The sequence below is a fragment of the Sporomusa rhizae genome (assembly GCF_041428845.1).
GTDB classification, from domain to species: Bacteria; Bacillota; Negativicutes; order Sporomusales; family Sporomusaceae; genus Sporomusa; species Sporomusa rhizae.
Genome location: NZ_CP156925.1, coordinates 1,497,107 through 1,519,863, shown reverse-complemented (window position 1 = coordinate 1,519,863; position 22,757 = coordinate 1,497,107). Strand labels below are relative to the sequence as shown.

The window sequence follows — 22,757 nt, the reverse complement described above, 5'->3', positions numbered from 1 at the left end:
TTTGCTGTTGTTAAGCTAGAGTGGGAGACTTCTCCTACTCTAGCCGTTATAAGCAGAAAGGAATATTCCTATGTTACAACAACCTTTGCGCGATAAAACCTTTGTTATAGTGGTTGCAATCCTCTCTATTTTTCTGTACTTTCTCCCCACCGGCTTTCCGGAACAAGAGGATGGCTATGTCCGCAGTAAAGCAACTATTCTCGCCGTAGATAATGCAAATGTGCATCAGCGTGGTGTAGTTAAAACAGGGGTACAAGCAGTTAAGCTGGAAGTAATTAACGAACCGTTTCAAGGCCAACAAATAGAAACCACTAATTCTCTCCTTGGCAAACTGGAGCTTGATAAGTTATTCCAGGCTGGCGATACTGCCTTAGTGGTGATAAAAGGTCAAGAAGGCCGCATTGAGGTTGCCAATCTTATCGACCATTACCGTCTTGATATCGAAGCAGTTCTGTTTGCAGTATTTGCGCTGTTCTTATTTTGGTATGCCAGGTGGACGGGCGTGAAATCATTATTGTCATTTGTATTTACGATTTTAGTACTGTGGAAAGTACTTTGGCCATTATTTCTAAAAGGCTGGGACCCAATCATCCTTTCTCTTCTGGCCGTATGTGCAATTGTTGCCTGTGTTACCTTTCTCGTAGCCGGAATTACTAGGATCGGACTTGCCGCTTTCCTCGGAACAATGAGCGGTGCAATTGCAGCTTGTATTATGGCGGTCATATTCGGGTCATTATTTAAGGTACATGGTGCGGTAGTACCCTATGCGGAAACGCTGCTCCATGTCGGCTTTAGCCACATCGATTTGACAAAGGTATTTTTAGCGGGAATCTTCCTGGCATCCTCAGGTGCAATGATGGATGTAGCAATGGACATTGCAGTATCGGTTGCAGAGTTAGTGGAAAAAAAACCGGACATTACCTGCAAAGAAGCCATTGCATCGGGAATGAATGTAGGCCGGGCAGTGGTGGGAACTATGACAACAACCTTGTTGTTAGCTTATTCTGGATCATTTACCGCGTTAATGATGGTATTTTTGGCACAAGGAACTCCTGTCTTAAACATTTTAAATTTAACTTATATTGCAGCAGAAGTTTTACATACACTGGTGGGCAGCCTTGGTGTGGTACTCGTCGCTCCGTTTACCGCTACACTGGCCGGTTGGCTGCTTACAAAAACTGCTGTCAAACGCTCGGTTAATGAAAATATCAACCGTCCCCCATATTTCTTAAACCGTAACTCTTAATATATAGATGACAATGGATAAGTAAAAGCCACTCGGTGAGAGTGGCTTAAATTTTTAACCCGCAAAGAGTCTCACCCGCTGATCTTCAGCGGGTGAGACTTTACTGTTTATATGAGTTACGCCTTGTTAGATAGCTATGTTATATCGCTTACTACTTGATACCTTCATCACAACTCTTCCCAGTTTTCCAACTGATTAGAAAACATTCCGGCGTAAATCCCCTTTTTGGCCAGTAGAGCAGTGTGGTTGCCTTGCTCGGCAATCCGGCCATTTTTTAGCACCAAGATTGTTTCCGCCTCCCGGACAGTATTGAGCCGATGCGCAATAATAAACGTAGTACGGCCATTCATAATTCTCCGTAACGCTTCTTGAATAAATAGCTCTGTTCTTGTATCGATGCTACTGGTAGCTTCATCAAGAATAAGTATTGACGGTTCGGCCAAAATGGTCCGGGCTATGGCGATAAGCTGCCGCTGTCCTTGACTTAAATTCCCACCATTCTCTGAGAGTTCGGTGTTGTATTGTTCCGGCATTCTCTGGATAAAAATATCAGCATTTGCCATTTTGGCCGCGCTTTTGACTTGATCGTCGGTAGCTTCCGGCCGGCCATATTTGATATTATCATTTATCGTACCGGAAAACAGATAAGTATCCTGAAGCACAATACCAAAACATTTACGAAGACTATCACGTTTGTAATCCCGAATGTCCCGGCCATCAAGCAAAACCTGTCCCTCAGTAACGTCATAAAATCTCGCCAGCAAATTGACAATCGTCGTCTTACCGGCACCTGTAGAACCTACCAATGCCGTACTGTTGCCTGCCTCAGATTCAAAACTAATATTTTCCAACACTGTCACATCAGGCCTGTAGCCGAAACTGACATTTTGAAACTCTACATAGCCTTTAGGCGCTTTTAACTCCACAGCATCCGGTAGGTCTTCCGGTTCTTCTTTTTCATCCAAAACCTCAAATACCCGTTCGGCACCTGCAACACCTGATTGTAAGGTATTGAAAATATTGGCCAAATCGTTGATTGGCCGGACAAATTGCCTGGAATAACTGATAAAGCTAGCGATAGTACCAACCGTTACCAGGTCATTTACCGCCAATATGCCGCCGACAATGGCAATGGCTGCAAAGCCAATATTAGTAATTACATTCATTATTGGCATCAAAAAGCCAGACCAAATTTGGGCCGCCGAGCCTACGTCGCATAGCTTAAGATTAATCGCCTTGAAGTCGTCGATGGCCTTTTGTTCATGATTAAAGGCTTTTATGATTTGAATGCCAGAAATTGTTTCTTCGACATGAGCGTTAAGCTTTCCCAGCTCAACCTGCTGTTCTTTAAACAGGACACTCGTTTTATACGAAATGATACGGGTTAAGAGAATTACCAAAGGTATGGTGATCAAGGCCGCGAGGGTAAGAGCCGGACTCAATACCAGCATCATAACAAACGAACCGAGAATAGCAATTGTAGCAGCCATGAATTGTGAGGTTGATTGAGATAGTGCGCTGCTTACGTTATCTATATCATTAGACAGACGGCTCATGAGTTCGCCATGGGCATGGGTGTCAAAGTAAGCGAGCGGTAATTTTTGCAACTTGGAATATAATGCCGCCCTTAATTCCGTAACTACCCGTTGCGAAACCCCTGCCATCAGCCATCCCTGTCCCCAGCTTAACACCCCGTCAATAATATAAGTCAACACTAGAATTAGTAATAATATCTCTAACATATCCGCTCTAGCCAGGGTACTTCTGCCAATCATTGTATCAATAGCCATCCCGATTACATATGGCCCCAGTAACAGCAATACCGAATCCACTAGAATCAGAGCAAAAATAACCATGAGCGTATTTTGCTCCTGCCAGACATACTGCCATAATCGGTACAAAGTCTTAGTAAAATTTCTAGGTTTGACAACTTCTCCGGAACGCCGACCCCTAAAGCTCCGTCCTAACCCAGGTCCACGCAAGGCTACATTACCGGGGCCAAAACGTCTGTCTTTATCCGGCTTTTGCTCACGCCCTTCAGACATAAAATCAACCCCTTCCAAGCTGCGACTGAACAATTTCCCGGTAAATACTGTTCGATTGCATTAGCTCGGTATGAGTCCCCCAGCCGGCAATACGACCATCATCCATAACGGCAATTTTATTGGCATCGATGACTGAGCTGATTCGCTGCGCAATAATTAAACACGTAAGCTGCTTAGCATACTGCTTTAAGGCCGCCTTTATTTTTTCTTCGGTGACTACATCAACAGCACTTGTACTATCATCAAGGATTAAAATAGATGGTTTTTTAATTAGCGCCCGGGCAATGGCCAGGCGTTGCTTTTGCCCGCCGGAAAGATTGACGCCTCCCTGCCCCAGTTTAGTGTTATAACCTTCCGGTAAAGAAACAATGAAATCATGCGCCGCTGCCAGCTTGGCAGCGCTTTCAACTTCTTCCGGGGTAGCATTTTCCTTACCCCAGCGAATATTATCCATAATAGATCCCGTAAAAAGCAGGGCCTGCTGCGGCACAAGAGCAATTTTATCGCGGAGCCGTTCAGGATTAATCGCAGTAATATCACGCCCGTCTATTTTAATAGTACCTGAGGTTATTTCATAAAAACGGGGAATTAAATTTACCAAAGTGGTTTTCCCGGCACCAGTTGAGCCAATAATACCAACTGTTTGCCCTGAAAGACAAGTCAGATTGATATCTTTTAGTACGAGTTGATTCTGATTTCCCGTATAACTAAAACTGACATTTTCAAAATCAATACAGCCGCACATATTTGTTTCGTTATCAGTATAGCCAGCTATCCATTTGGCATCATTTTGGTGTTCAAATACATCTCCAATCCGCCTAGCCGAAGCTTTCGCCCTGATAAAGGTATTAAACACTAAAAATATGATCATCAACGAAAATAAAATTTGGGTCATATAATTGATAAACGCAATAATGTGCCCAACCTGTATTTGTCCCGTATTAACCCCCAATCCTCCTAACCACAGTACCAGGGCAATACCCAGATTAACAGTAAGCGCAATACCAGGACTAAATCCAGTCATCAGGCGAATGGCGCCTAGCGATTTAGCCTGTAAATTCTTATTGGCATCTGTAAACTTCTCCTGCTCGTACTCAAAGCGGTTAAAGGCTTTTACCACTCTGACGCCGGCTAAATATTCCCGCATTACAGAATTTACCCGGTCTAGTGCATTCTGAACCTGAATAAACCGGGGAAATCCTATCTTCATATTAATGATAATTAGTATTGCTATGGTAGGAACAACGATAGCCAACACAACGGCTAAATGAGGATTGAGATTTACGGCCATTATTAAACTACCTATACATAATAATGGTGCTTTCAATGAAATTCGCATGAGCCCGTTTACCAATTGCTGCACCTGTGTTACATCGTTTGTTATTCGGGTTACCAAAGATGCCCGGTTCAGAGTATCAATATCGGCAAATGACAACTTTTGAATTTTTTCATATAAATCTGCGCGAAGCTCTGTCCCAAATCGCTGAGATACCCTGCTGGCAATGATATTGCGCGTCGACGCTGCTAACGCTCCAACGGCTGTTACCAATACCATGGCTCCTCCCAGATGTAATACATAATCAAGTTGCTTGTTAGCCACGCCAATATCAATTATTTTAGCCATGATGGTTGGCTGCAATAGATCGCATACAGCTTCGATAGTTACAAATAGTGCGGCAGCCAAAAATTTTTTCCAATACTTATTCTTATATTTGTGCATAAATCCCCAGGTAGACATGCCGGTACGCCTCCGCGATTAAATGTACTCTTCTATGTTCCTATATTATATTTCCTAATTATATATTAATTTTACCAAAATTTATTGCTCTTTTTTTGCAGAGGCTACGCCACAGGATAAACGCTCGACGTCATTGCAACCATTTTATTTTCTTCCATTCTACCCCCAACAAGGATAGTAGAGCTTCTAAGTATAGTTCGTTTTTCGAGAACTGTACATCAAAACAGAAAAAGCCAGATAAAGTTATTAGACTTACCTGGCTCTTCCTGCTCGAGTACCTTATTCATTTCCGGATTCATGCCATGGTCTCTCACAGGACCATTGTTAATAATCATATCAGCTACTCGTTTTTCCTTATTAACAACACCGCCGATCACCCTACAAATAGCCTATACCGCCAATAACCCCGGTCGGGTATCGTTTCGTCTGCGATTTATCAGCTGCTTTCGTATATAGAAGTTGATCTCCTGACAATAGTATTGGATCTCCAACGGTAAATTTCATACATTCGATTCCTTGTTGCATATCCCCGTAAGTTTTTTCATATCGATCCCCTGTTTCCATTGCTATCATTTGTTTAATTTTTTGCCATATTCCATTTAGTTTTACTTTTTCCATTCTCTTTACCTCCCAAATATTCATAATATATTAGAGTAAACAATTCTTTATCCTTACATTCTCTGCTCTTAGATTGCTGCATGGTCATATTCTAAACGCCGACTATTAGACCGGTCGTCTCGATTGCTGTAAAATTATAAGCAAACCAGGTTTGCTTATAAAAAAGGCTAAACTTATGCCCGTGGAACTATTTAACTATTGCTACCTTCTTCCGGCAAGATGTAAGAAAATACGTAGTCTATAAAATTATCCAGTGAACTAATATCATGATTTACCTGCATACGAATTAAGGCGCCTTCCCACGAAGTGTAAATAAACTCTGCTAACTCGCCGGGATTATATTTCTTTGATATTTCACCGGCTTGTTGCGCTTCGCGTATACAGTCGGCAAACAAATTCGACCACTTGTCAAATTCACCCTTCAAGGCAATCCGCATGTCCGGACTGGAACGGGCCACCTCTGTAGCAAGCTTTGCCACTAGACATCCTTGGCCATAGCCCAGTTTCCTGTAATACTCACGTACCGCCAAAAAATATTCTTTCAGCCGCTGCCGGGGCGATAGCTTATCAGAAGTTAGCCGCTCTTTAATTGTTCTTGCCAATTGTTCACCGTAATATTTAATTATAGCCACCCCAAAATCTTCCTTGGAGGCAAAATAGTGATAGAACGATCCCTTAGGAACATCGACTTCTGATAAAACTTCCTGAATTCCTACACTATGATAGCTTTTCGAGAGCATAGCCCTCGCACCGGCTTGGATGAGTTTCTCACGCGTTAGATTCTTCATAGCTAACTATTAGACCGGTCGTACAGACAAGCCCTGTTTACCTCCACTTAAATGTTAAAGTTTGCGAAGATACGGGTTAAGATACTGCGAAGCATTACGACTTCGGCCTCATTACAGTTTTCAAGCATTTTATTTTCAACCTGTTTCATTACTTTCTTAATCTCTGGTTCCAGATTCCGTGACTTATCAGTCAAGGTAATTTGATACGAACGCCGATCATGGGGAGCATCTACCCGGCGAACAAGGTCTACACGCTCTAGCCGGTCAATAAGACCGGTCAAAGTTGAATTATCAAGATGCACATTTTTACTCAGCTCAGATATAGAGATATTGTCCTTATTAAGTAACGAATATAGTACCACGAGTTGGCCTGGTGATATTTCCAGTCCCGCTTCATCTAATAGTTTTTTTGTATACAAAAAATGCTTTTGTTCTGCTTTAGCTAACAGAATGCAGATACTATCGAATATTGCCAGCAAGTTTATCCACCTCATAAATTAATAATTATGCTATATCGAAATTGTGCATACAAAGTAATTATTATACTATTTACCCGTATTGTCAATAAATTTACGAGGAACCCGCCGCATAAATACGTATATTTTTTCTTTATCCCGTATAATCCAGACATTTAGTCACTTTTCTTCAATAGTCCAATTATCATATCATAAGATATTTCTTGAGGAAAAGGTGATAGTGGCTACTTAACCCTATCACCTCTTCCTCTCTACTCTATTGGTTAAACCAAGGAAATGAATATTATTTTCCGGTAAAAACAGCTTTGCGTTTTTCCACAAAGGCTGCCATTCCTTCTTTTTGGTCATCTGTGGCAAAACACAATCCAAAAACTTCCGCTTCATAGGCAACACCCGACTCCAGATCGGTGTCCATTCCCTCGTTAACAGCGGCTTTGCAAACCTGTACAGCAATCGGCGCTCTGGACATTATTTTTTGCGCCATGGCTTTTGCGGTTTCCATTAATTCCTCTGAAGCGACTACCTTATTGACTAAGCCGATACGATAAGCTTCTTCGGCATCAATCATTTCGCCGGTAAACAACAGTTCTTTGGCCCGTCCTTTCCCCACCAAGCGAGGCAGGCGCTGAGTACCGCCAAATCCGGGAGGAATACCGAGCGATACTTCAGGTTGGCCAAATTTTGCATTTTCTGCTGCAATCCGGATGTCACATGCCATAGAGATTTCACAACCGCCACCCAACGCATATCCGTTTACGGCGGCGATAACGGGTTTAGGAAGATTTTCAATCTTGTTGAAAACAGCCTGAGCAAGTTTCCCCCAGTTCCGTCCTTTGATGGCAGACATAGCTTGCATTTCCGTAATATCGGCACCGGCAACGAAAGATTTTTGGCCACTGCCGGTGAGAATAACCGCTTTTACGGTATCATCCTTTGCCAATTCATCGAACATTCGGTCCAGCTCGTAGATTGTCGCAGCATTTAGTGCATTTAATGCTTTGGGCCGGTTAATCGTCACAATACCAATACCATTCTCAGATTCAAACAGTAAGTTTTCATATGCACTCATACAAAACACCTCTTCCTTATTTATTTAGCGTAGTCATGGAAGCCTTTGCCTGTTTTACGGCCCAGGTACCCGGCCTGAACCATTTCTTGAGTAAGGGCACAGCCTGACGTACATTAGCCTGCTTTTATTTTTCTAAACTCTTCGGTAAGAAGGGGAAGTACCTCCATAACATCGCCAACAATCCCAAAATCGGCTACTTTAAAAATAGGTGCATCCGGGTCCTTATTGATTGCGATGACAATATCCGAAGACGACATCCCTGCCAAGTGTTGAATGGCTCCTGAAATCCCGCAGGCTATATAGATTTTGGGCCCGACTGTTTTTCCGGTTTGCCCTACCTGATGCATAGCCGGCTTCCAGCCAGCATCTACCGCCGCACGGGAAGCGCCAACAGCTCCACCCAATACATCAGCCAACGCCTCTATAAGCGAGAAGTTTTCCGGCTTGCACAACCCTCTGCCACCGGATACGATGATCTCGGCCTCTTCTAAATTGCAAGAGGCAGTACAAACACGGATAACTTCAATCAGTTTAGTTCGGATATCCGCGGCCTTCACTTTACTGGCAACACGAATGATTTCCCCTGTTTTGCTGTAATCAGGCACCGGCCGCTTAAATACCGACGGACGGACGGTTCCCATCTGAGGCCGATGTTCGGGACAAAGGATAGTCGCCATAATGTTGCCGCCAAATGCCGGCCGCGTCCATGCAACTAATCCGGTGGTTTCATCAATACCTAAACCGGTGCAATCGGCAGTTAAGCCAGTACCTACACGGCAAGCAACCCGTGGACCAAGGTCGCGCCCGTCGTTAGTTGCCCCCATCAGAACAACCGAAGGTTTATAGGTTTGAATCAGGTCAACCATCGTCGCTGTAAAGCCATCCGTATTATAGTGAGCCAGCTCAGCATCCTCGACTAGGTAGACACGGTCAGCGCCTGCAGCAAATGCCTCTTTTGCCAATCCCGCGATATCCTGGCCGATAAGTACTCCTGCCAGCTTTTGCCCCATAGCATCAGCCAGTTTACGGCCTTCTCCCAAAAGTTCCAGGCCTACGTTGCGCGGGTTACCCTCGGCCACCTCGATATATACCCAAATATCCTTATACTGAGTTTTATCCATGGCAACTTCTTTCTGTTCAGCTTCCCTCGCTATGGCTTCGGCTGGACAGACCTCAATGCAAGCACCGCAGGCAGTACAAGCCTCCGTAATATAGGCTGTGTCCTCTCGCATTTCGATGGCTCCGAACGGGCAGACAGGCACGCAGGCGCCGCATGTAATACATTGTTCTTTGGTTATTTTTACTGCCATTGTTCTGTTACCCCCTCGTTACACAATTTTTGCTTCAGACAGATTTTGAATAAGTTCCGCAACACACTCCCGCGCCGTATCCTTTTGGATAATTACCCCTTGGGTGCGTTGTGCCGGTGTAAAAATTCTACGAACCTGGGTGGGTGATCCCTTTAAACCCAGCTTCTGCTCCTCAACTACAAGATCATCGGCCGTCCAAACGGTAATCTCGGCGCGATTGGCTCGCATTGTTCCTTTAATGGAAGGGTAGCGCGGTTCGTTGATGGATTTTACCACCGATACAAGCAGCGGCATTTTGGCTTCGAGAACTTCGTAGCCTTCTTCCTGTTCCCGTTCAAAGCGGACCGTATCGCCATTCACATCAATTTTGGCAACATAAGTTGCCTGAGCAATCCCCAGATGTTCGGCAGTCTCCGGGCCAACTTGGGCAGTATCACCATCAATGGCTTGCTTACCGCAGAAAATAATGTCGTATGTGCCAAGTTTACGAATGGCCGCCGCTAACGTATAACTGGTAGCCAAAGTGTCGGCACCGCCAAACTTCCGATCACTGATAAGGATGGCTGTATCGGCCCCCATTGCCAAACATTCCTTTAAGGCCTCTTTTGCCTGCGGCGGTCCCATAGAGATAACGGTAACTTTGCCGCCATGCTTCTCTTTTAACTGCAGAGCGGCTTCCACTGCATTTTTGTCAAATGGATTGACAATGCTAGGCACACCCTGGCGGATAAGTGTGTTAGTCGCTGGATCGATTTTTACTTCGGTGGTGTCAGGCACTTGCTTGACACAAACAACAATATCCATGCTTGTAGCCTCCTGCCTCAATTATTTTAAGATGTTTCCTGCAATTACCATCCGCTGTGCCTGGTTGGTACCTTCGTATATTTGAGTAATTTTGGCATCACGCATCATACGCTCAACAGGATATTCGCGGCTAAAGCCATAACCGCCAAATACTTGCACAGCATCAGTAGTAACTGACATTGCGGTATCGGAAGCAAATAATTTCGCCATAGCGGCTTCTTTAGAATACGGCAGGTGGTGCGATTTGTTAAATGCGGCACGGTAAGTTAGCAGTCTGGCGGCCTCAACCCTTGTTGCCATATCGGCAAGCATAAAGTTCACACCTTGGAAGCTGGCAATCGGTTTGCCGAACTGTACCCGTTGTTTGGAATATTTAATGGCCTCTTCCAGGGCGCCTTGGGCAAGACCGACTGATTGAGAGGCAACGCCAATCCGTCCGCCGTCCAAAGTACTCATGGCAATTTTAAAGCCTTCGCCTTCTTTGCCGAGCAAGTTAGCGGCAGGAACACGGCAGTTTTCAAAAATGAGTTCTCGTTGTACGGAGGAGCGAATTCCCATCTTGACTTCTTTTTTACCAAACTTAAATCCGGGAGTTCCTTTTTCCACTATAAAAGCACTCATGCCTTTGATGCCTTTTTCTTTGTCAGTCAGAGCAAAAACAACTTCGATTTCGGCTTCACCACCATTGGTATTAAACACTTTAGTACCGTTGATTATATAACTGTCGCCGTCTTTCACCGCAGTCGTTGAACTTCCCCCGGCATCGGTACCGGCATTAGGCTCCGTTAAACCGAATGCGCCGAGTTTTTTACCTGCGGCCAAAGGACGCAGGAATTTTTGTTTTTGTTCTTCAGTACCATATTTAAAAATCGGCCATGCGCACAGCGATACATGTACCGATAGTCCAATACCGGTAGAACCGCACACCCGGGAAATCTCTTCCACAGCGATAGAGTAGCTTACAAAATCACTGCCTGCTCCACCGTACTCTTCCGGATATGGCAATCCCAGGATGCCCAATTCACCCATTTTGTCAAAAATATCCCGGGGAAAGAGCTCTTTTTCATCCCGTTCAGCAGCTGTAGGTGCCACCGATTTTTCAGCGAAATCCCGCACCATTTTACGAATGTCTTGTTGTTCCTGTGTTAATACAAAATCCATGTCTAATTCCTCCCCATTTATTCTTAATTAGAAAAATATATATGTGGTACGTATAATACGTACGGCACAGCATTTATAATGTCTCGACAATGGTCGTAACAGCCTGCCCACCGCCAATACATAACGTGGCCAAACCACGTTTAGCGCCCCGGGCCATTAATGCATGTAACAGAGTTACTAAAATGCGGGCCCCGCTGGCACCGATAGGATGACCTAAGGCAATGGCGCCGCCGTTGACATTTACTTTTTCTTTGGCAAAATGTAATTCTTTGCCTACAGCTAAAAATTGAGCGGCAAAGGCTTCGTTGGCTTCAATCAGGTCAATATCCTTGACGGTAAGACCTGCCCTAGACAGCGCCTTTTTAGTCGCCGTCACCGGCGCAATACCTCGAAATCCCAGGATTATAATGGGGTGATCAACGCTTGTGCACCATATTCCCGAATACTCCTGCAGTGAAGATAGCAACTCCATATTCTGTTACAACGTAATGTACATCATTTCGCGAGGTGGATACTGCCGAGCCCTTATCAAATTCACTAACTCTTAGCTATAGTTCAGTCTTTATCCCTGCCTTTTGCGTCAAGTCCCATTTTTTCATCCCGGAAAATACGCGCATCCATCGCTTTAAGATCATTCGCGATTATTGGCGTAAAATCCATTAGTGCCAATACATCTTTGTGCAGGTCAATTCCCGGCGCAATCTCCGTGAGCACCATACCTTCTGCAGTCAAATGAAAAACTGCACGCTCCGTGATATACATGACTGGCTGTCTGACCTTTTGTGCATACTCACCACTAAAGGTAATCTGTTCTACCTGGTTAAGGAACTTTTTGTTTTTACCTTCCTTGATAATGCGTAGTTGGCCATTGCCGATTTCCAGCTCAAGGCCTCCGGCTGTAAAGGTTCCACAAAAAACAACCTGTTTGGCATTCTGAGTGATGTTAATAAATCCGCCGCAGCCAGCAACCCGTCCTTTAAATTTACTTACATTAATGTTCCCCTGTACGTCGGTCTCTGCCAGACCGAGATAGGCAAGATCCAGACCGCCCCCATCGTAAAAATCAAACTGACTCGGTTGGTCTAGAATTACTTCGACATTGCAGGACGCCCCGAAACTCAACCCGCCGGCTGGAACACCGCCGACAGGACCGGCCTCCACAGTTAAGGTCATGCTATCGCCAATCCCTTCCTCATTGGCAACCATGGCTACCCCTTCCGGAATTCCGATGCCCAAATTGACTTTAGCATTTGGAATGAGTTCCATTGCCGCGCGGCGGGCTATTACCTTACGTGCATCCAGGGACATAGGCTGCAAAGCTGTCAACGGTACCCGGACTTCTCCCGTGTAGGCCGGATTATAGGACTCAGTAAGCGTTTGCTTATGTTGATCCGGCTCTGCAACGACAATATAATCAACAACTATCCCCGGAACCTTTACCAAAAGCGGATTAAGACTACCCGCCTGAACAATACGTTCCACCTGGGCGATGACAATACCGCCGCAGCTTTTGACCGCCTGTGCTATGGGTAATATCTCCATCGAAACAGCCTCGCGTTCGATAGAGATATTACCCTTCTCATCTGCGGATGTACCACGAATCAAGGCAATATCTACCGGAAACGGTTTATACCAAAGCCACTCTTCGCCGCCCAGCTGAATGACCTCCACAAGCTCCTCGGTAGTCCGCTTATTAAGCTTGCCACCTTCCACCCTCGGGTCAACAAAGGTGTTCATACCCACCTTGGTAATAACCCCCGGCTTTTTACCGGCAATGTTGCGAAACCAATGCGCCAGCGTCCCCTGCGGCAGATTATAAGCCTCAATCTTTTCGTCTATTGCCAGCTTGCTCAATTTGGGAGCCAAATTCCAATGACCGCCGATCACTCTTTTCACCATGTGCTCATGACCAAAATGATTCACACCGGCGTCTTTCCCATCTCCCTGACCGGCACAGTATACGAGGGTTAAATTGCGCGGGGCACCTTCACTAGCAAACCTTTCTTCCAATGCGACCGTTAATGCTTCAGGATTCGCACATCCAACAAAACCACTAGTCGCAACAGTGGCATTGTCTTTTACAAGACTTGCCGCTTCTACCGCAGTAATTATCTTTGCCATATTTATCCCAGCCTTCTAAAAAAGTATAATTCCGTATGACGATAGACTGCTAGATAAAGCCAAATACCATATGAAGTGCTATAGCCACAAAAGCCATAATCGTCTTAATAACCGTCATTGCAAAAATATCAGGATACGCCTCTCTGTGTGTCAGACCACAAACCGCCAGCAGTGTTATTACCGCACCGTTATGCGGCAATGTATCCAACCCGCCTGAGGCCATCGAGGCGATCCTATGTAGAACTTCCGGACTCATATTGATGGCATTTGCCCACTCCAGCCAGTTTTTGGCCATAAGATCCAGCGCAATAGCCATACCGCCGGATGCCGAACCGGTAATACCGGCAATAGACGTTACCGTAACTGCTTCCGAAACAAGCGGACTGTTACCAATATGAATACCAAGCATAGCGTTAGCAATCGTCTTGAAACCCGGTAAGGAAGCAATGACATTGCCGTAACCAACCTCGGAAGCCGTGTTCATAATAGCGAGCAAAGAGCCGATAGTTCCAACATTTAAAGCCTTGGCCAAGCCTCCTTGAGGCATTCGTTTTACACCAATGACTACCGACAGTACAATACCACATACAAGACCGATAATGAGTGCCCAGATACTGACTACATTCTTTACTGCCGGCACAATCAAAGGTATCTTCATGGCTGCAAAAGGTTGCAGCAGGTTAGGGTTCCAGGCAATCGTATTTCCAATATAGTTAACGATTAATACCGTAAGTAACGGCAATACCGATAACTGCCATGACGGATAATTCATATCATCCTTTATATCCGGCTCGTTCACCTTGTGATCGCCATAGCCTTCACCGCGAGCCATTGCAGATTTAACCCGGTAATTTAGCCACGTCATACCAATGACAAAAATGATGGCGCCGCTGACGGTTCCTAATACAGGGGCCGCATATACACTAGTACCCAAGAAGTTGGTGGGAATAATATTCTGAATTTGCGGCGTTCCCGGAAGACAGTCCATGGTAAAGGTAAAGGCACCAAGAATAATGCATCCGGGTATAAAGCGCTTGGGCATACCGGCTTCTTTAAATAAAGCTGCTGCAAAAGGATACACGGCAAAAACTACCACAAATAAACTGACGCCGCCATAAGTCAATATAGCGCAGGAGATTACCGTTGAAAGAATAGCATGTCGGGGGCCGAGCTTTTCGATAATAGCGTGAGCAATTGATTTAGCCATCCCAGTGTCTTCCATGAGCTTTCCGAATACCGCGCCTAGCATGAATACCGGAAAAAAAGACTTAATATACGTTACAGCTTTAGCCATAAATAATTCGGTGTATGTTGGCATAATAGGCAGCCCTTGGGCTACCGCCGCCATCAATGCCCACACAGGCGCGAATAGAATTACGGAATATCCTCGATAAGCAAAAAATATCAGTAAAAATAAGCTAAGAGCAATACCGAATACTTCCATGCAACACTACCTCCTCGAATTTTTAAGTTGTTACGGCAAAATACAAAATCAACCCCCTTAAACTACATTGCAAAAAACTTGAACCAAAATCCTCCTTTCTTGCAGAAATGAACCTCACCGGCTAACAGAATCCGTCCACTATATCGTCCGCTATCGTACTGCTTCTGCCGCATGACTTAAAGTATAAATTAGCCGATAAAAGACTGTTGTTCTTGCTCCGAATGCTATTATCATTGGTATTAATTATTTTGCATTAAACAATTTTGTATGCAAAATAATATTTTTTAAAAAAATTCCTGGTATCACCAAGAAATCGTCATATCTTTTAAAATAATACTCGTTAAATTTATTTTGTATGCAAAATATCCGTATTAAACATATATCCTACATTTCAAATAATACTACTCAATACAGAAAATTTCAACCTCTTTTTTTAAATAAAATTACGGAAAATTTAAAAACGTATGTAATGAGATATTTTGTGTGCAATTTAACTTGATTGCAATAGCTATGATTAAAATTATACCGCATTTAAATTCTTGCAAAAAAGATAGTTTTCTACTACGCTAAACTGAACTTCTTGGTATGAAAATACTCCCCTTTCCAGTAAACAGATTTTTTAATCTGTCTACTAAAGGGGAGCATCTCCGCCAAAAGGCGGAAATTGTGGTCTTTTTTTGTTTTTGAAGCTAAGTTACGAAGATTGTAGATTTTTCACGACAGCACGTTTAAGAAACTTTACTTACCTATAAATTCTTGAACGACATAAACCTGTCCATTGGACGTACGAACAACACCTACACCGGCTTCCGTATAGCCGGAGTTAAGAATATTGGCTCGATGGCCTGAACTATTCATAAATGCAGTTTCTGCTCCAGGAACGCTTGTGTCGATTCCCAGGTTTTCACCGGCACTTTTATAGCTTATACCGGCTTTGTTCAGACGATCAAACGGAGATTGTCCTTCAGGATTGTTGTGGGAAAAATAACCTCGCTTTATCATGTCTTGCGCATAGTTACGCGCTAAGGCAGTTAACTGAGTGTTTGCTTTTAACGCGGGAAGCCCATTTTTAGCACGATCCTGATTCAATAGCGACAATGCTTGTTGTTCGTCAGCAGCAGAGGTAGAGGTAGTCGGCGTCTGAGTGCCGCCATCGGTACTTTTGCTAGGAGAAGAAGCCTTGGAAGAGGAACCATGGTTTGACATTGACGCAATTAAACCCACAGCGACAAGACCGGCCAGTATACCTGGATCAGCCTTTTCGCTAGTAACTGTATCCTGATTAGCAACTTGATCTGGCGAACTAGCTAACGCGGTGGTAGAAAACACACCGCCAAATGATGAGGCAAATAGAGAAAAGGCAACTATGCCAGAGACGAACTTCGTCTTAATAGTAAACATCACGTAGCACAACCTTTCGTTTTTTTATTCCGGTTCTGTAATAAATATTCGGTAAAAAATTAAAAATTCCTGTTTACATAACACTGGTATATATTTCAGTCTTTGCTATTAGCACGTTTTTCCAGGCTAAACACTCCATATTACCAACAAATCAGCTATGTATATTTATCCAAAACTACACGTTAAAGTTCTTGGTAATATAGCTTATACGTGCAATTTACTTAGAAGATTGTTAGCAAAACAGTAAAAGCCAGCTAAAGCAAATAGACTTTATCTGGCTCTTCTTCCGTTTTGAACGCTTTATTAACTTTTAGATTTCGTGCCACGGCCACGTATTATAATACCGATAAAGCCCATAGGTAAAGCGAGGCCACAGACCCGTATGGGGAATACCGTTTTTTATACCTCTCGAATTTTTCCCTGGAAAGTTCCTTTAACCCATATAAGTTCATCATGCCTCGGCGTATAGCTAAATCCCCGTAGCTTACAACGTTAGGTCTGCACAGCGAAAAAATCAATAACATTTCCGCTGTCCAAACCCCTACGCCATTGAGCACAGTCAGCTTTCTTATTATTTCCTCATCACGGTAAGTATGCAGGGTGTTAAAATCAATAGCCCCTGTCAATGACGCCTCGGCAATCCCCAATATATAGCCTGCCTTCCGCTGGCTCATACCACAGCTCTGTATGGCTTCCAAACCGGCATTAGTTATATTTTGGGCCGAAATAGCATTATTTAGCAGGCTATTCATCCTTTCGGACACTGTTTGCGCTGCCTTGGTTGATATTTGCTGGCTTATGACACTTTCGATAAGCGCAGAAAAAAGATCCGGCTTAACCCTTCGCCGTATAATCCCCATGTCATCGATAACACTACCCAGCTTCTTATCTCTTCGTTTGAGATATTCCATTTCCGGTTGCCCATATTCAAAAAAATGCATTACCCGCCTGTTCCTTCCATACTGAGTAAATTTTGTTTAACCGCAAGCCCGCCCCGGAAACCTATTAACGCACCATTTGACCCAATAACACGGTGACAAGGAATAAAAATAGGGATAGGATTACGATTATTAGCCATTCCAACTGCTCGTACAGCTTTCTCATTGCCCACCTTGATGGCAACCTGCTTATATGTGCTGGTTTTTCCATAGGGAATTTCACACAGCACCTTCCAGACCTGTTGCATAAAAGGCGTGCCTTTAGGGCAGAGCGGCAGCGTAAATTCCTTCAACTCACCGGCGAGATAGCGGCTCAATTGCCGTGATGCCTCTGCCAGCAAGGGGGTTTCTTGGTTCGTTGCATGCTGTGGCAAAGGATCATTCTCAAAATATAAATTGGTAATACTTCCGTCATGTTCTGCAATCCCGATTTTCCCCAAAGAAGTTTCGTAAAAACAAATATTCATGATTCATCTTCTCCCAACTTGCGATATTTCTTAGGCGAAATTCCTGTTTGCTCTTTAAAATACCTGTGGAAATTTGATAAACTCTGAAAACCAGTATGGTATGCGATTTCCAAAATTCCGGCGTTCGTCTGACGCAACAATGCACAAGCCTTGTCTATTCTTATCCGCAGAATATATTGCCTAGGCGTAACACCGGTATGCTGTTTGAACAGTCTTGAAAGATGGCTTGAGCTAACACCCATTTGGCAGGCCATAGCACTAAAATCAAAGGGTTTATTATAGACTTGCTGCAGCATTTCCTTCGCTTTCTCCACTAGCTGAGCGTTAGGAGCATAGCTCACCATATCCGGGCGGCATAATTTACAGGGACGAAAACCAGAGTTTGCAGCGCTATTCGCCGTAGTAAAAAATACAACATTTTCTCTTGCCGGCCGTTTGGCTTTACAAGATGGCCGGCAAAAAACACCTGTTGTTTTTACTGCGTAGAAAAATAAGCCATCATAGGCTTGGTCATTGCTAATTACAGCTTTCCATTTTTCATCATCGCTTACCAGCATTGGTTCTTTCATAATTACCTCTTTAATGCCTGTCAATAAATTCTTGCAATTCATCATGCCATTGTTTCGGTTCAAAAGTACCAATAATCGTATCTTCCGCAAACAACAAGTCAATAAGATAGCGTGGTTTTTTACCACCAATATGCATCGCTTTGATGCAGGAAATACAATAAACCACAACATCATCACAGGGCATCTGCCCGGAACGTTTTTTCATCTGCTCCTTCACCTGTTCGGCCGGCATTGTTCCATAAAAGCTGTCTCCGCAACAAACAGATTGAGTTCGGGTTGCACTAGGCTCAATCACATTAATATTCATTCTTGCAAGCAGCTTCCGGACAGCATGATGGACTCTTTCTTCGGAACGGGTTGGGCAAGCGTCATGGATAGCCATTTCGTTTCCTTTATAGTCAGGAAAAGGAAATAGTTTACTATCCGCTAGTATCTCCCAAAGCGATATCGTCGTAATCCCATTATACAGTTCCCGGTATCGCTTGTCACAGCCGGCGCAGGTATTTATTATTTGCGTACCATGCTCTACATTTGGGGCGTGCCGGCAACAAGTCAAAAGCTGCAGCATATCACCTATTTCCTGGCTTAAAAAATGATTCACCTTATTTGCAAGCAACGGTTTATAGATCATCAGTGCACAGCCCGGAGCATAGATTTGCATAAAAATAATCTCTCTCCTTAGCATTCTTTTGTATTTATTATAAAGTAAAGTTATCAATAATTCGTCCTATATTTTATCAACAAATTTAATACACAACCAAAGCAACTATTTTTCTAAACACTTCTAACTGTTCCAGGCTTCCCGACGTATTATTCAAAGTTATGTCACACACAAAAATGCCCCGAAGTCTACTAAATAAACTTCGAGGCGTTTTTAATTATATAACCTTTTTATATGCAAAAAAGTATTTGCATGCTAAGCATAACGTTTTTATTGCTTTTTACTACTATACTAACGGGAATTCCTTTTTCATTTTTTCATGTTTGAAAGTCCTTGAGCGAGTGGTATAATCACCTACAATCTGCCCACTTCCTAAAAGTTTATATTTATAAATGACCAATCCTTCCAGACCAACCGGTCCTCGAGCGTGGAGCTTATTGGTGCTTATCCCTACCTCGGCTCCAAATCCATAACGAAAGCCATCGCTAAAACGTGTCGAACAGTTCCAAAAAGTATTTCCCGAATCAACGTATTCCATAAATTGCATTGCTTTTTCCTTATCCGGAGTTATGATAATGTCTGTATGTCCCGAACCATATGTATTAATATGTTCAATTGCTTCATCAAATCCGGTGACAATTTTTACAGAAAGTTTGTAATCAAGATATTCTGTTTTCCAGTCCTCTTCCGGCGCCGCAGTTACCGAAATCAATCCACAGGTTTCAGAGCAGCCTATTAATTCTACATTTTTATTATCTAAACTCTCCTTCAAGACCGGTAAAAACTCCGGAGCTATCTTTTTATGGACTAGCAGTGTCTCAAGGGCATTACATGCAGCAACATGTTCTGTTTTTGCGTCCGACACAATTTTTATCGCCATATTAACATCGGCATCTTCAGCTACATAACAGTGGCAGATACCATCCGAATGTCCCATGACCGGAATTTTTGAATTTTCCTTAATATATCGGACAAATTCATTAGAACCGCGCGGTATAATAAGATCAATGTACTGATTCATCTTAAGCATTTCACTAACTTCTGAACGCGTTTCCAATAGAGCAAACCAATTTGATGGGATACCTGCTTTCTCCGTTGCCTTAATAATTATTTCGGCAAGTACACGATTTGTCTCCCGTGCTTCGACTCCACCTTTAAGCAATGCGCCATTTCCGCTTTTCAAACAGAGGGTTGCAATTTGCACCATGGCATCAGGCCTAGACTCAAAAATAATACCGATTACCCCTAATGGGCAAGTTACCTTATATAATTCCAGTCCATCATCCAATTTAGTGGAAAGTAATGTTTTACCTACGGGGTCATCAAGATGGATGAGGCTGAATATCCCATCAATTACAACTTCAATTTTCGCCTCATCAAAATTCAATCGTTTTAGTAACGGCTCAGGGAGATTTTCCTGTTTACTTCGCAAAAGATCCTCTCTATTTGCTTTTATGATTTTTTCCTTACTGTTTTTTAATGCTTCCGCTATTTGGGCCAGAGCTTCATTTTTTCGATCTGTTCCAACTCCAGCCAGTCTTAGAGAAGCATCCTTTACCCGGTGAGCTAGCTCATTCATATTTATGTTGCTCTTCCTCTCCATACTCTATTATGTTAAAGCAATCAAAATTAATGTCCAATTTATGTTGGAATCCTTTTGATTAATGATAAAACACTATTCCCACTCAAACGATAGCACTCCGCTTTGACTACTCCGGGTATATCCCTATTAACTATCTCGTTTGCAATTTGAGAGAAATAGCACTCCATTTATTATATATAATTGTAACATATCTAAGATTATTTTAACTATTTGTAACTATTTTAAGCAAATATTATATTAGTACTAATCAAATAGAACTATCGTCGCGCCAGTGAGATATTGCCAGATAACCTTTTTCTATAATAACCAAGACAGGTATAAAATCCGCCCCCATATTGAATTCTGTAGGGCAACTCATGTTCCCCCTAGACTTATAGTCCAAATATGCGCAAATATTCTCTATAACTAACTGGCAAATGTCCGATTGCAAACACTGAAGCTGCCAGTAACATGGGAAAAGATTTAAGTAGCCCTGCTGAAAAGAAAAAATATAGAACAGGGCCAATTGCCTGGGGAATTGGAATTCGCCACAAAGGCAGGAATAAGAGCATATGATTCCGGCCCCCTCGGAAAAACCGAAGCCATCTTCCATAATAAATCAGCAGTAATAGCGACATGATAATTAAATAAGCACCACTCATCGCATCATTCAATACAATTGGGTAAAATAGGGGAATCATTATCACGCCAAACTGTCCTGTCCTTTCCATAATGGTTAGATAAAAAGATTTCTTCCCTTCTCCAGTCGATAGTGTATTGCTCGATGGAAAAATCAACCACAGTAAATTTGGAACAAGCACCATTATAGAAATAATCATACTGCTCCAATATATTGCAATATCTCCCATATGTTATTGCCCCTTATTAATAGTTTTATTGCCCGCTATTAACTTCCAACCAACCTCAAAATAAATGGCTTTTCTCGGACAAGTATCAACACACATACCGCATAGAATACATTCAGTATGATCCATAGCGTTGCTCTTCACCATTTCTTCTACCGGCAAGCTCATAATACAATTACGAGTACATATCTTACAATTAATGCATTTTTCTTTATCAACTTTTAGCCTAATTACATTTGTTCGTATTAAATTGCCTAATTTATCACCGATAATCATAAACGGAGCCATCCAGCAAACATAGTGGCAAAACCCTCGGCGCCCGGCAGTAAGTGCTGTAATGAGAATCAAAGAAATAAAAAAGTAAAATATGATATAGTTATCAGGTCTTGCTATTGAGATTCCTGATATTGTATCCATAAGCGGGTCAATACTATGTACTCCGCCTGCGAAAATAAACAATGCAATTATCGTACCTATCCATGGAACCCATAAAAAATACTTTACCAAATCGTATTTACTCCCCGCCGTCTTATCAGTAACCCCCATGCACATTTCCTGCAATCCGGCTGCTGGGCATAACCAACTGCAAAAAATCCTACCGAAAAATAAAGCTGCTAAAAACATAAACACAAACATAATAAAACTGCCAGCAATAATTCCCCGTGCCGCACCAAAAATAATAATTACCGGCGAAAAATAATACATCGTTATAGGAAATAGCAAAAACGAAATTAATATAAATAACTTTCTAAATTGTTGCCTATTCACAACAACCACCTCTTTTATTTTTATGTTCAGACAAATAATCAATAGCATAATCAGCCCATTCTAAATAGGCCTTATACGCTTTCTTCCCAAACATAACAGTCAATAAATAATACGCATGATCCACACTTTCCCCTAACAATATCCTTAAAGTAGCTTCAAACTCTTCAAACATTTCAAGTTTCGTCGCCGCCCTGTCGCGAAACGCTTTAATATGTTCTATATTCTCTCCTACAGATATCTGTCCCCCAAAAAACAATTTGAGCAGAATATCATAGTGTATCTTCTCTTCTTCCACCGGCTTGGCAATCCAATCCTGCAACTGACCATGGCCGTCCACCGTGATCGAATACACTTTACGCACTATGCCGTTCTCATTGGTATCTTCTTTCATAACAACTAAACCTTGTTCCTCGAGTCTTGCTAGCTCAGGATATATCTGTCCATAACTTATATCATAGAAATTACTGATACTACTTTCAATTTTTTTCTTTATAGAATATCCGGTCATTGGTTCATGTGCCAATAAGCCTAAAATAACATATCGCGATTTGTTCTCCCTCGCCAAAATGTTCATCTCCCATATATCTTTTTGATACATATCTAATTAATATATAGCAAAAAAATGCATATTTGTCAATCTACACACTTCTGCTTACGTTAAAATCCTGCTAGTTACACCATGAAC

The 22,757-nt window shown here is 42.8% G+C and carries 21 protein-coding genes and 2 pseudogenes; 1 reads left to right on the top strand and 22 read right to left on the bottom strand.

Going from position 1 to position 22,757, the window contains the following annotated elements; all coding sequences use genetic code 11:
* Positions 1–70 precede the first annotated feature (70 nt).
* On the top strand, positions 71–1,246 hold the full coding sequence (locus SRRS_RS06730; RefSeq protein WP_371367380.1) for a YibE/F family protein: 1,176 nt from the start codon (positions 71–73) through the stop codon (positions 1,244–1,246).
* A 167-nt stretch (positions 1,247–1,413) separates the two neighbouring features.
* Here the strand turns inward: SRRS_RS06730 and SRRS_RS06725 are convergent, their stop codons facing one another.
* The 22 genes and pseudogenes from SRRS_RS06725 to SRRS_RS06620 all read right to left on the bottom strand — a co-directional run bounded on the left by SRRS_RS06725 (position 1,414) and on the right by SRRS_RS06620 (position 22,637).
* Positions 1,414–3,291: an ABC transporter ATP-binding protein gene (locus tag SRRS_RS06725; protein WP_371367378.1), complete on the bottom strand. Its 1,878-nt coding sequence runs from the start codon at positions 3,289–3,291 to the stop codon at positions 1,414–1,416.
* Positions 3,292–3,295: 4 nt separating this feature from the next.
* The gene (locus tag SRRS_RS06720; RefSeq protein ID WP_371367376.1) at positions 3,296–5,029 is read right to left on the bottom strand and encodes an ABC transporter ATP-binding protein; all 1,734 of its coding nucleotides are present in this window, start codon (positions 5,027–5,029) and stop codon (positions 3,296–3,298) included.
* Positions 5,030–5,407: 378 nt separating this feature from the next.
* Positions 5,408–5,647, bottom strand: coding sequence for a hypothetical protein (locus SRRS_RS06715; RefSeq protein ID WP_371367374.1), 240 nt, complete (start codon positions 5,645–5,647; stop codon positions 5,408–5,410).
* Positions 5,648–5,838: 191 nt separating this feature from the next.
* A complete protein-coding gene (locus tag SRRS_RS06710) occupies positions 5,839–6,435 on the bottom strand; it encodes a TetR family transcriptional regulator C-terminal domain-containing protein (protein WP_371367372.1) in 597 nt (198 codons plus the stop codon).
* A 47-nt stretch (positions 6,436–6,482) separates the two neighbouring features.
* Positions 6,483–6,914 carry a MarR family winged helix-turn-helix transcriptional regulator gene (locus SRRS_RS06705; protein WP_371367370.1) on the bottom strand — a complete coding sequence of 144 codons (432 nt, stop codon included), beginning with the start codon at positions 6,912–6,914 and terminating at the stop codon, positions 6,483–6,485.
* A 280-nt stretch (positions 6,915–7,194) separates the two neighbouring features.
* A complete protein-coding gene (locus SRRS_RS06700; RefSeq protein WP_371367368.1) occupies positions 7,195–7,980 on the bottom strand; it encodes a short-chain-enoyl-CoA hydratase in 786 nt (261 codons plus the stop codon).
* 113 nt (positions 7,981–8,093) lie between these two features.
* The gene (locus SRRS_RS06695; protein WP_371367366.1) at positions 8,094–9,290 is read right to left on the bottom strand and encodes an FAD-binding protein; all 1,197 of its coding nucleotides are present in this window, start codon (positions 9,288–9,290) and stop codon (positions 8,094–8,096) included.
* A gap of 18 nt (positions 9,291–9,308) precedes the next feature.
* Entirely contained in the window at positions 9,309–10,094 is a 786-nt protein-coding gene (locus SRRS_RS06690) for an electron transfer flavoprotein subunit beta (protein ID WP_371367364.1), read from the bottom strand.
* 21 nt (positions 10,095–10,115) lie between these two features.
* Complete coding sequence (locus tag SRRS_RS06685; protein WP_371367362.1) at positions 10,116–11,255, bottom strand: acyl-CoA dehydrogenase; 1,140 nt, start codon at positions 11,253–11,255, stop codon at positions 10,116–10,118.
* Positions 11,256–11,328: 73 nt separating this feature from the next.
* A pseudogene (locus tag SRRS_RS06680) lies at positions 11,329–11,643 on the bottom strand (acetyl-CoA C-acyltransferase); the annotation flags it as partial.
* 28 nt (positions 11,644–11,671) lie between these two features.
* Positions 11,672–11,758, bottom strand: a pseudogene (locus tag SRRS_RS06675) (hypothetical protein); the annotation flags it as partial.
* Between the two features lie 52 nt (positions 11,759–11,810).
* Positions 11,811–13,376, bottom strand: a complete 1,566-nt coding sequence (locus tag SRRS_RS06670; RefSeq protein WP_371367360.1) for an acyl CoA:acetate/3-ketoacid CoA transferase — start codon at positions 13,374–13,376, stop codon at positions 11,811–11,813.
* Between the two features lie 49 nt (positions 13,377–13,425).
* Positions 13,426–14,820 (bottom strand): GntP family permease, encoded by a 1,395-nt coding sequence (locus SRRS_RS06665; RefSeq protein ID WP_371367358.1) that lies wholly within the window; start codon positions 14,818–14,820, stop codon positions 13,426–13,428.
* A 738-nt stretch (positions 14,821–15,558) separates the two neighbouring features.
* The gene (locus SRRS_RS06660; RefSeq protein ID WP_371367356.1) at positions 15,559–16,221 is read right to left on the bottom strand and encodes a CAP domain-containing protein; all 663 of its coding nucleotides are present in this window, start codon (positions 16,219–16,221) and stop codon (positions 15,559–15,561) included.
* A 335-nt stretch (positions 16,222–16,556) separates the two neighbouring features.
* Positions 16,557–17,162 (bottom strand): DNA-3-methyladenine glycosylase, encoded by a 606-nt coding sequence (locus tag SRRS_RS06655; protein ID WP_371367354.1) that lies wholly within the window; start codon positions 17,160–17,162, stop codon positions 16,557–16,559.
* Complete coding sequence (locus SRRS_RS06650; protein WP_371367352.1) at positions 17,162–17,626, bottom strand: methylated-DNA--[protein]-cysteine S-methyltransferase; 465 nt, start codon at positions 17,624–17,626, stop codon at positions 17,162–17,164. The genes SRRS_RS06655 and SRRS_RS06650 overlap by 1 nt, the downstream gene beginning before the upstream one ends.
* Entirely contained in the window at positions 17,623–18,195 is a 573-nt protein-coding gene (locus tag SRRS_RS06645; RefSeq protein WP_371367350.1) for a bifunctional transcriptional activator/DNA repair enzyme AdaA, read from the bottom strand. Before SRRS_RS06645 ends, SRRS_RS06650 begins: the two co-directional genes overlap by 4 nt.
* Positions 18,196–18,205: 10 nt before the next feature.
* Positions 18,206–18,856, bottom strand: coding sequence for a hypothetical protein (locus SRRS_RS06640; RefSeq protein ID WP_371367348.1), 651 nt, complete (start codon positions 18,854–18,856; stop codon positions 18,206–18,208).
* A 286-nt stretch (positions 18,857–19,142) separates the two neighbouring features.
* Entirely contained in the window at positions 19,143–20,435 is a 1,293-nt protein-coding gene (locus SRRS_RS06635) for a glutamate-5-semialdehyde dehydrogenase (protein WP_371367347.1), read from the bottom strand.
* A gap of 395 nt (positions 20,436–20,830) precedes the next feature.
* Complete coding sequence (locus tag SRRS_RS06630) at positions 20,831–21,307, bottom strand: hypothetical protein (RefSeq protein ID WP_371367345.1); 477 nt, start codon at positions 21,305–21,307, stop codon at positions 20,831–20,833.
* A gap of 3 nt (positions 21,308–21,310) precedes the next feature.
* Complete coding sequence (locus tag SRRS_RS06625; RefSeq protein WP_371367343.1) at positions 21,311–22,072, bottom strand: 4Fe-4S binding protein; 762 nt, start codon at positions 22,070–22,072, stop codon at positions 21,311–21,313.
* Complete coding sequence (locus tag SRRS_RS06620; protein WP_371367341.1) at positions 22,065–22,637, bottom strand: PadR family transcriptional regulator; 573 nt, start codon at positions 22,635–22,637, stop codon at positions 22,065–22,067. The genes SRRS_RS06625 and SRRS_RS06620 overlap by 8 nt, the downstream gene beginning before the upstream one ends.
* Positions 22,638–22,757 lie beyond the last annotated feature (120 nt).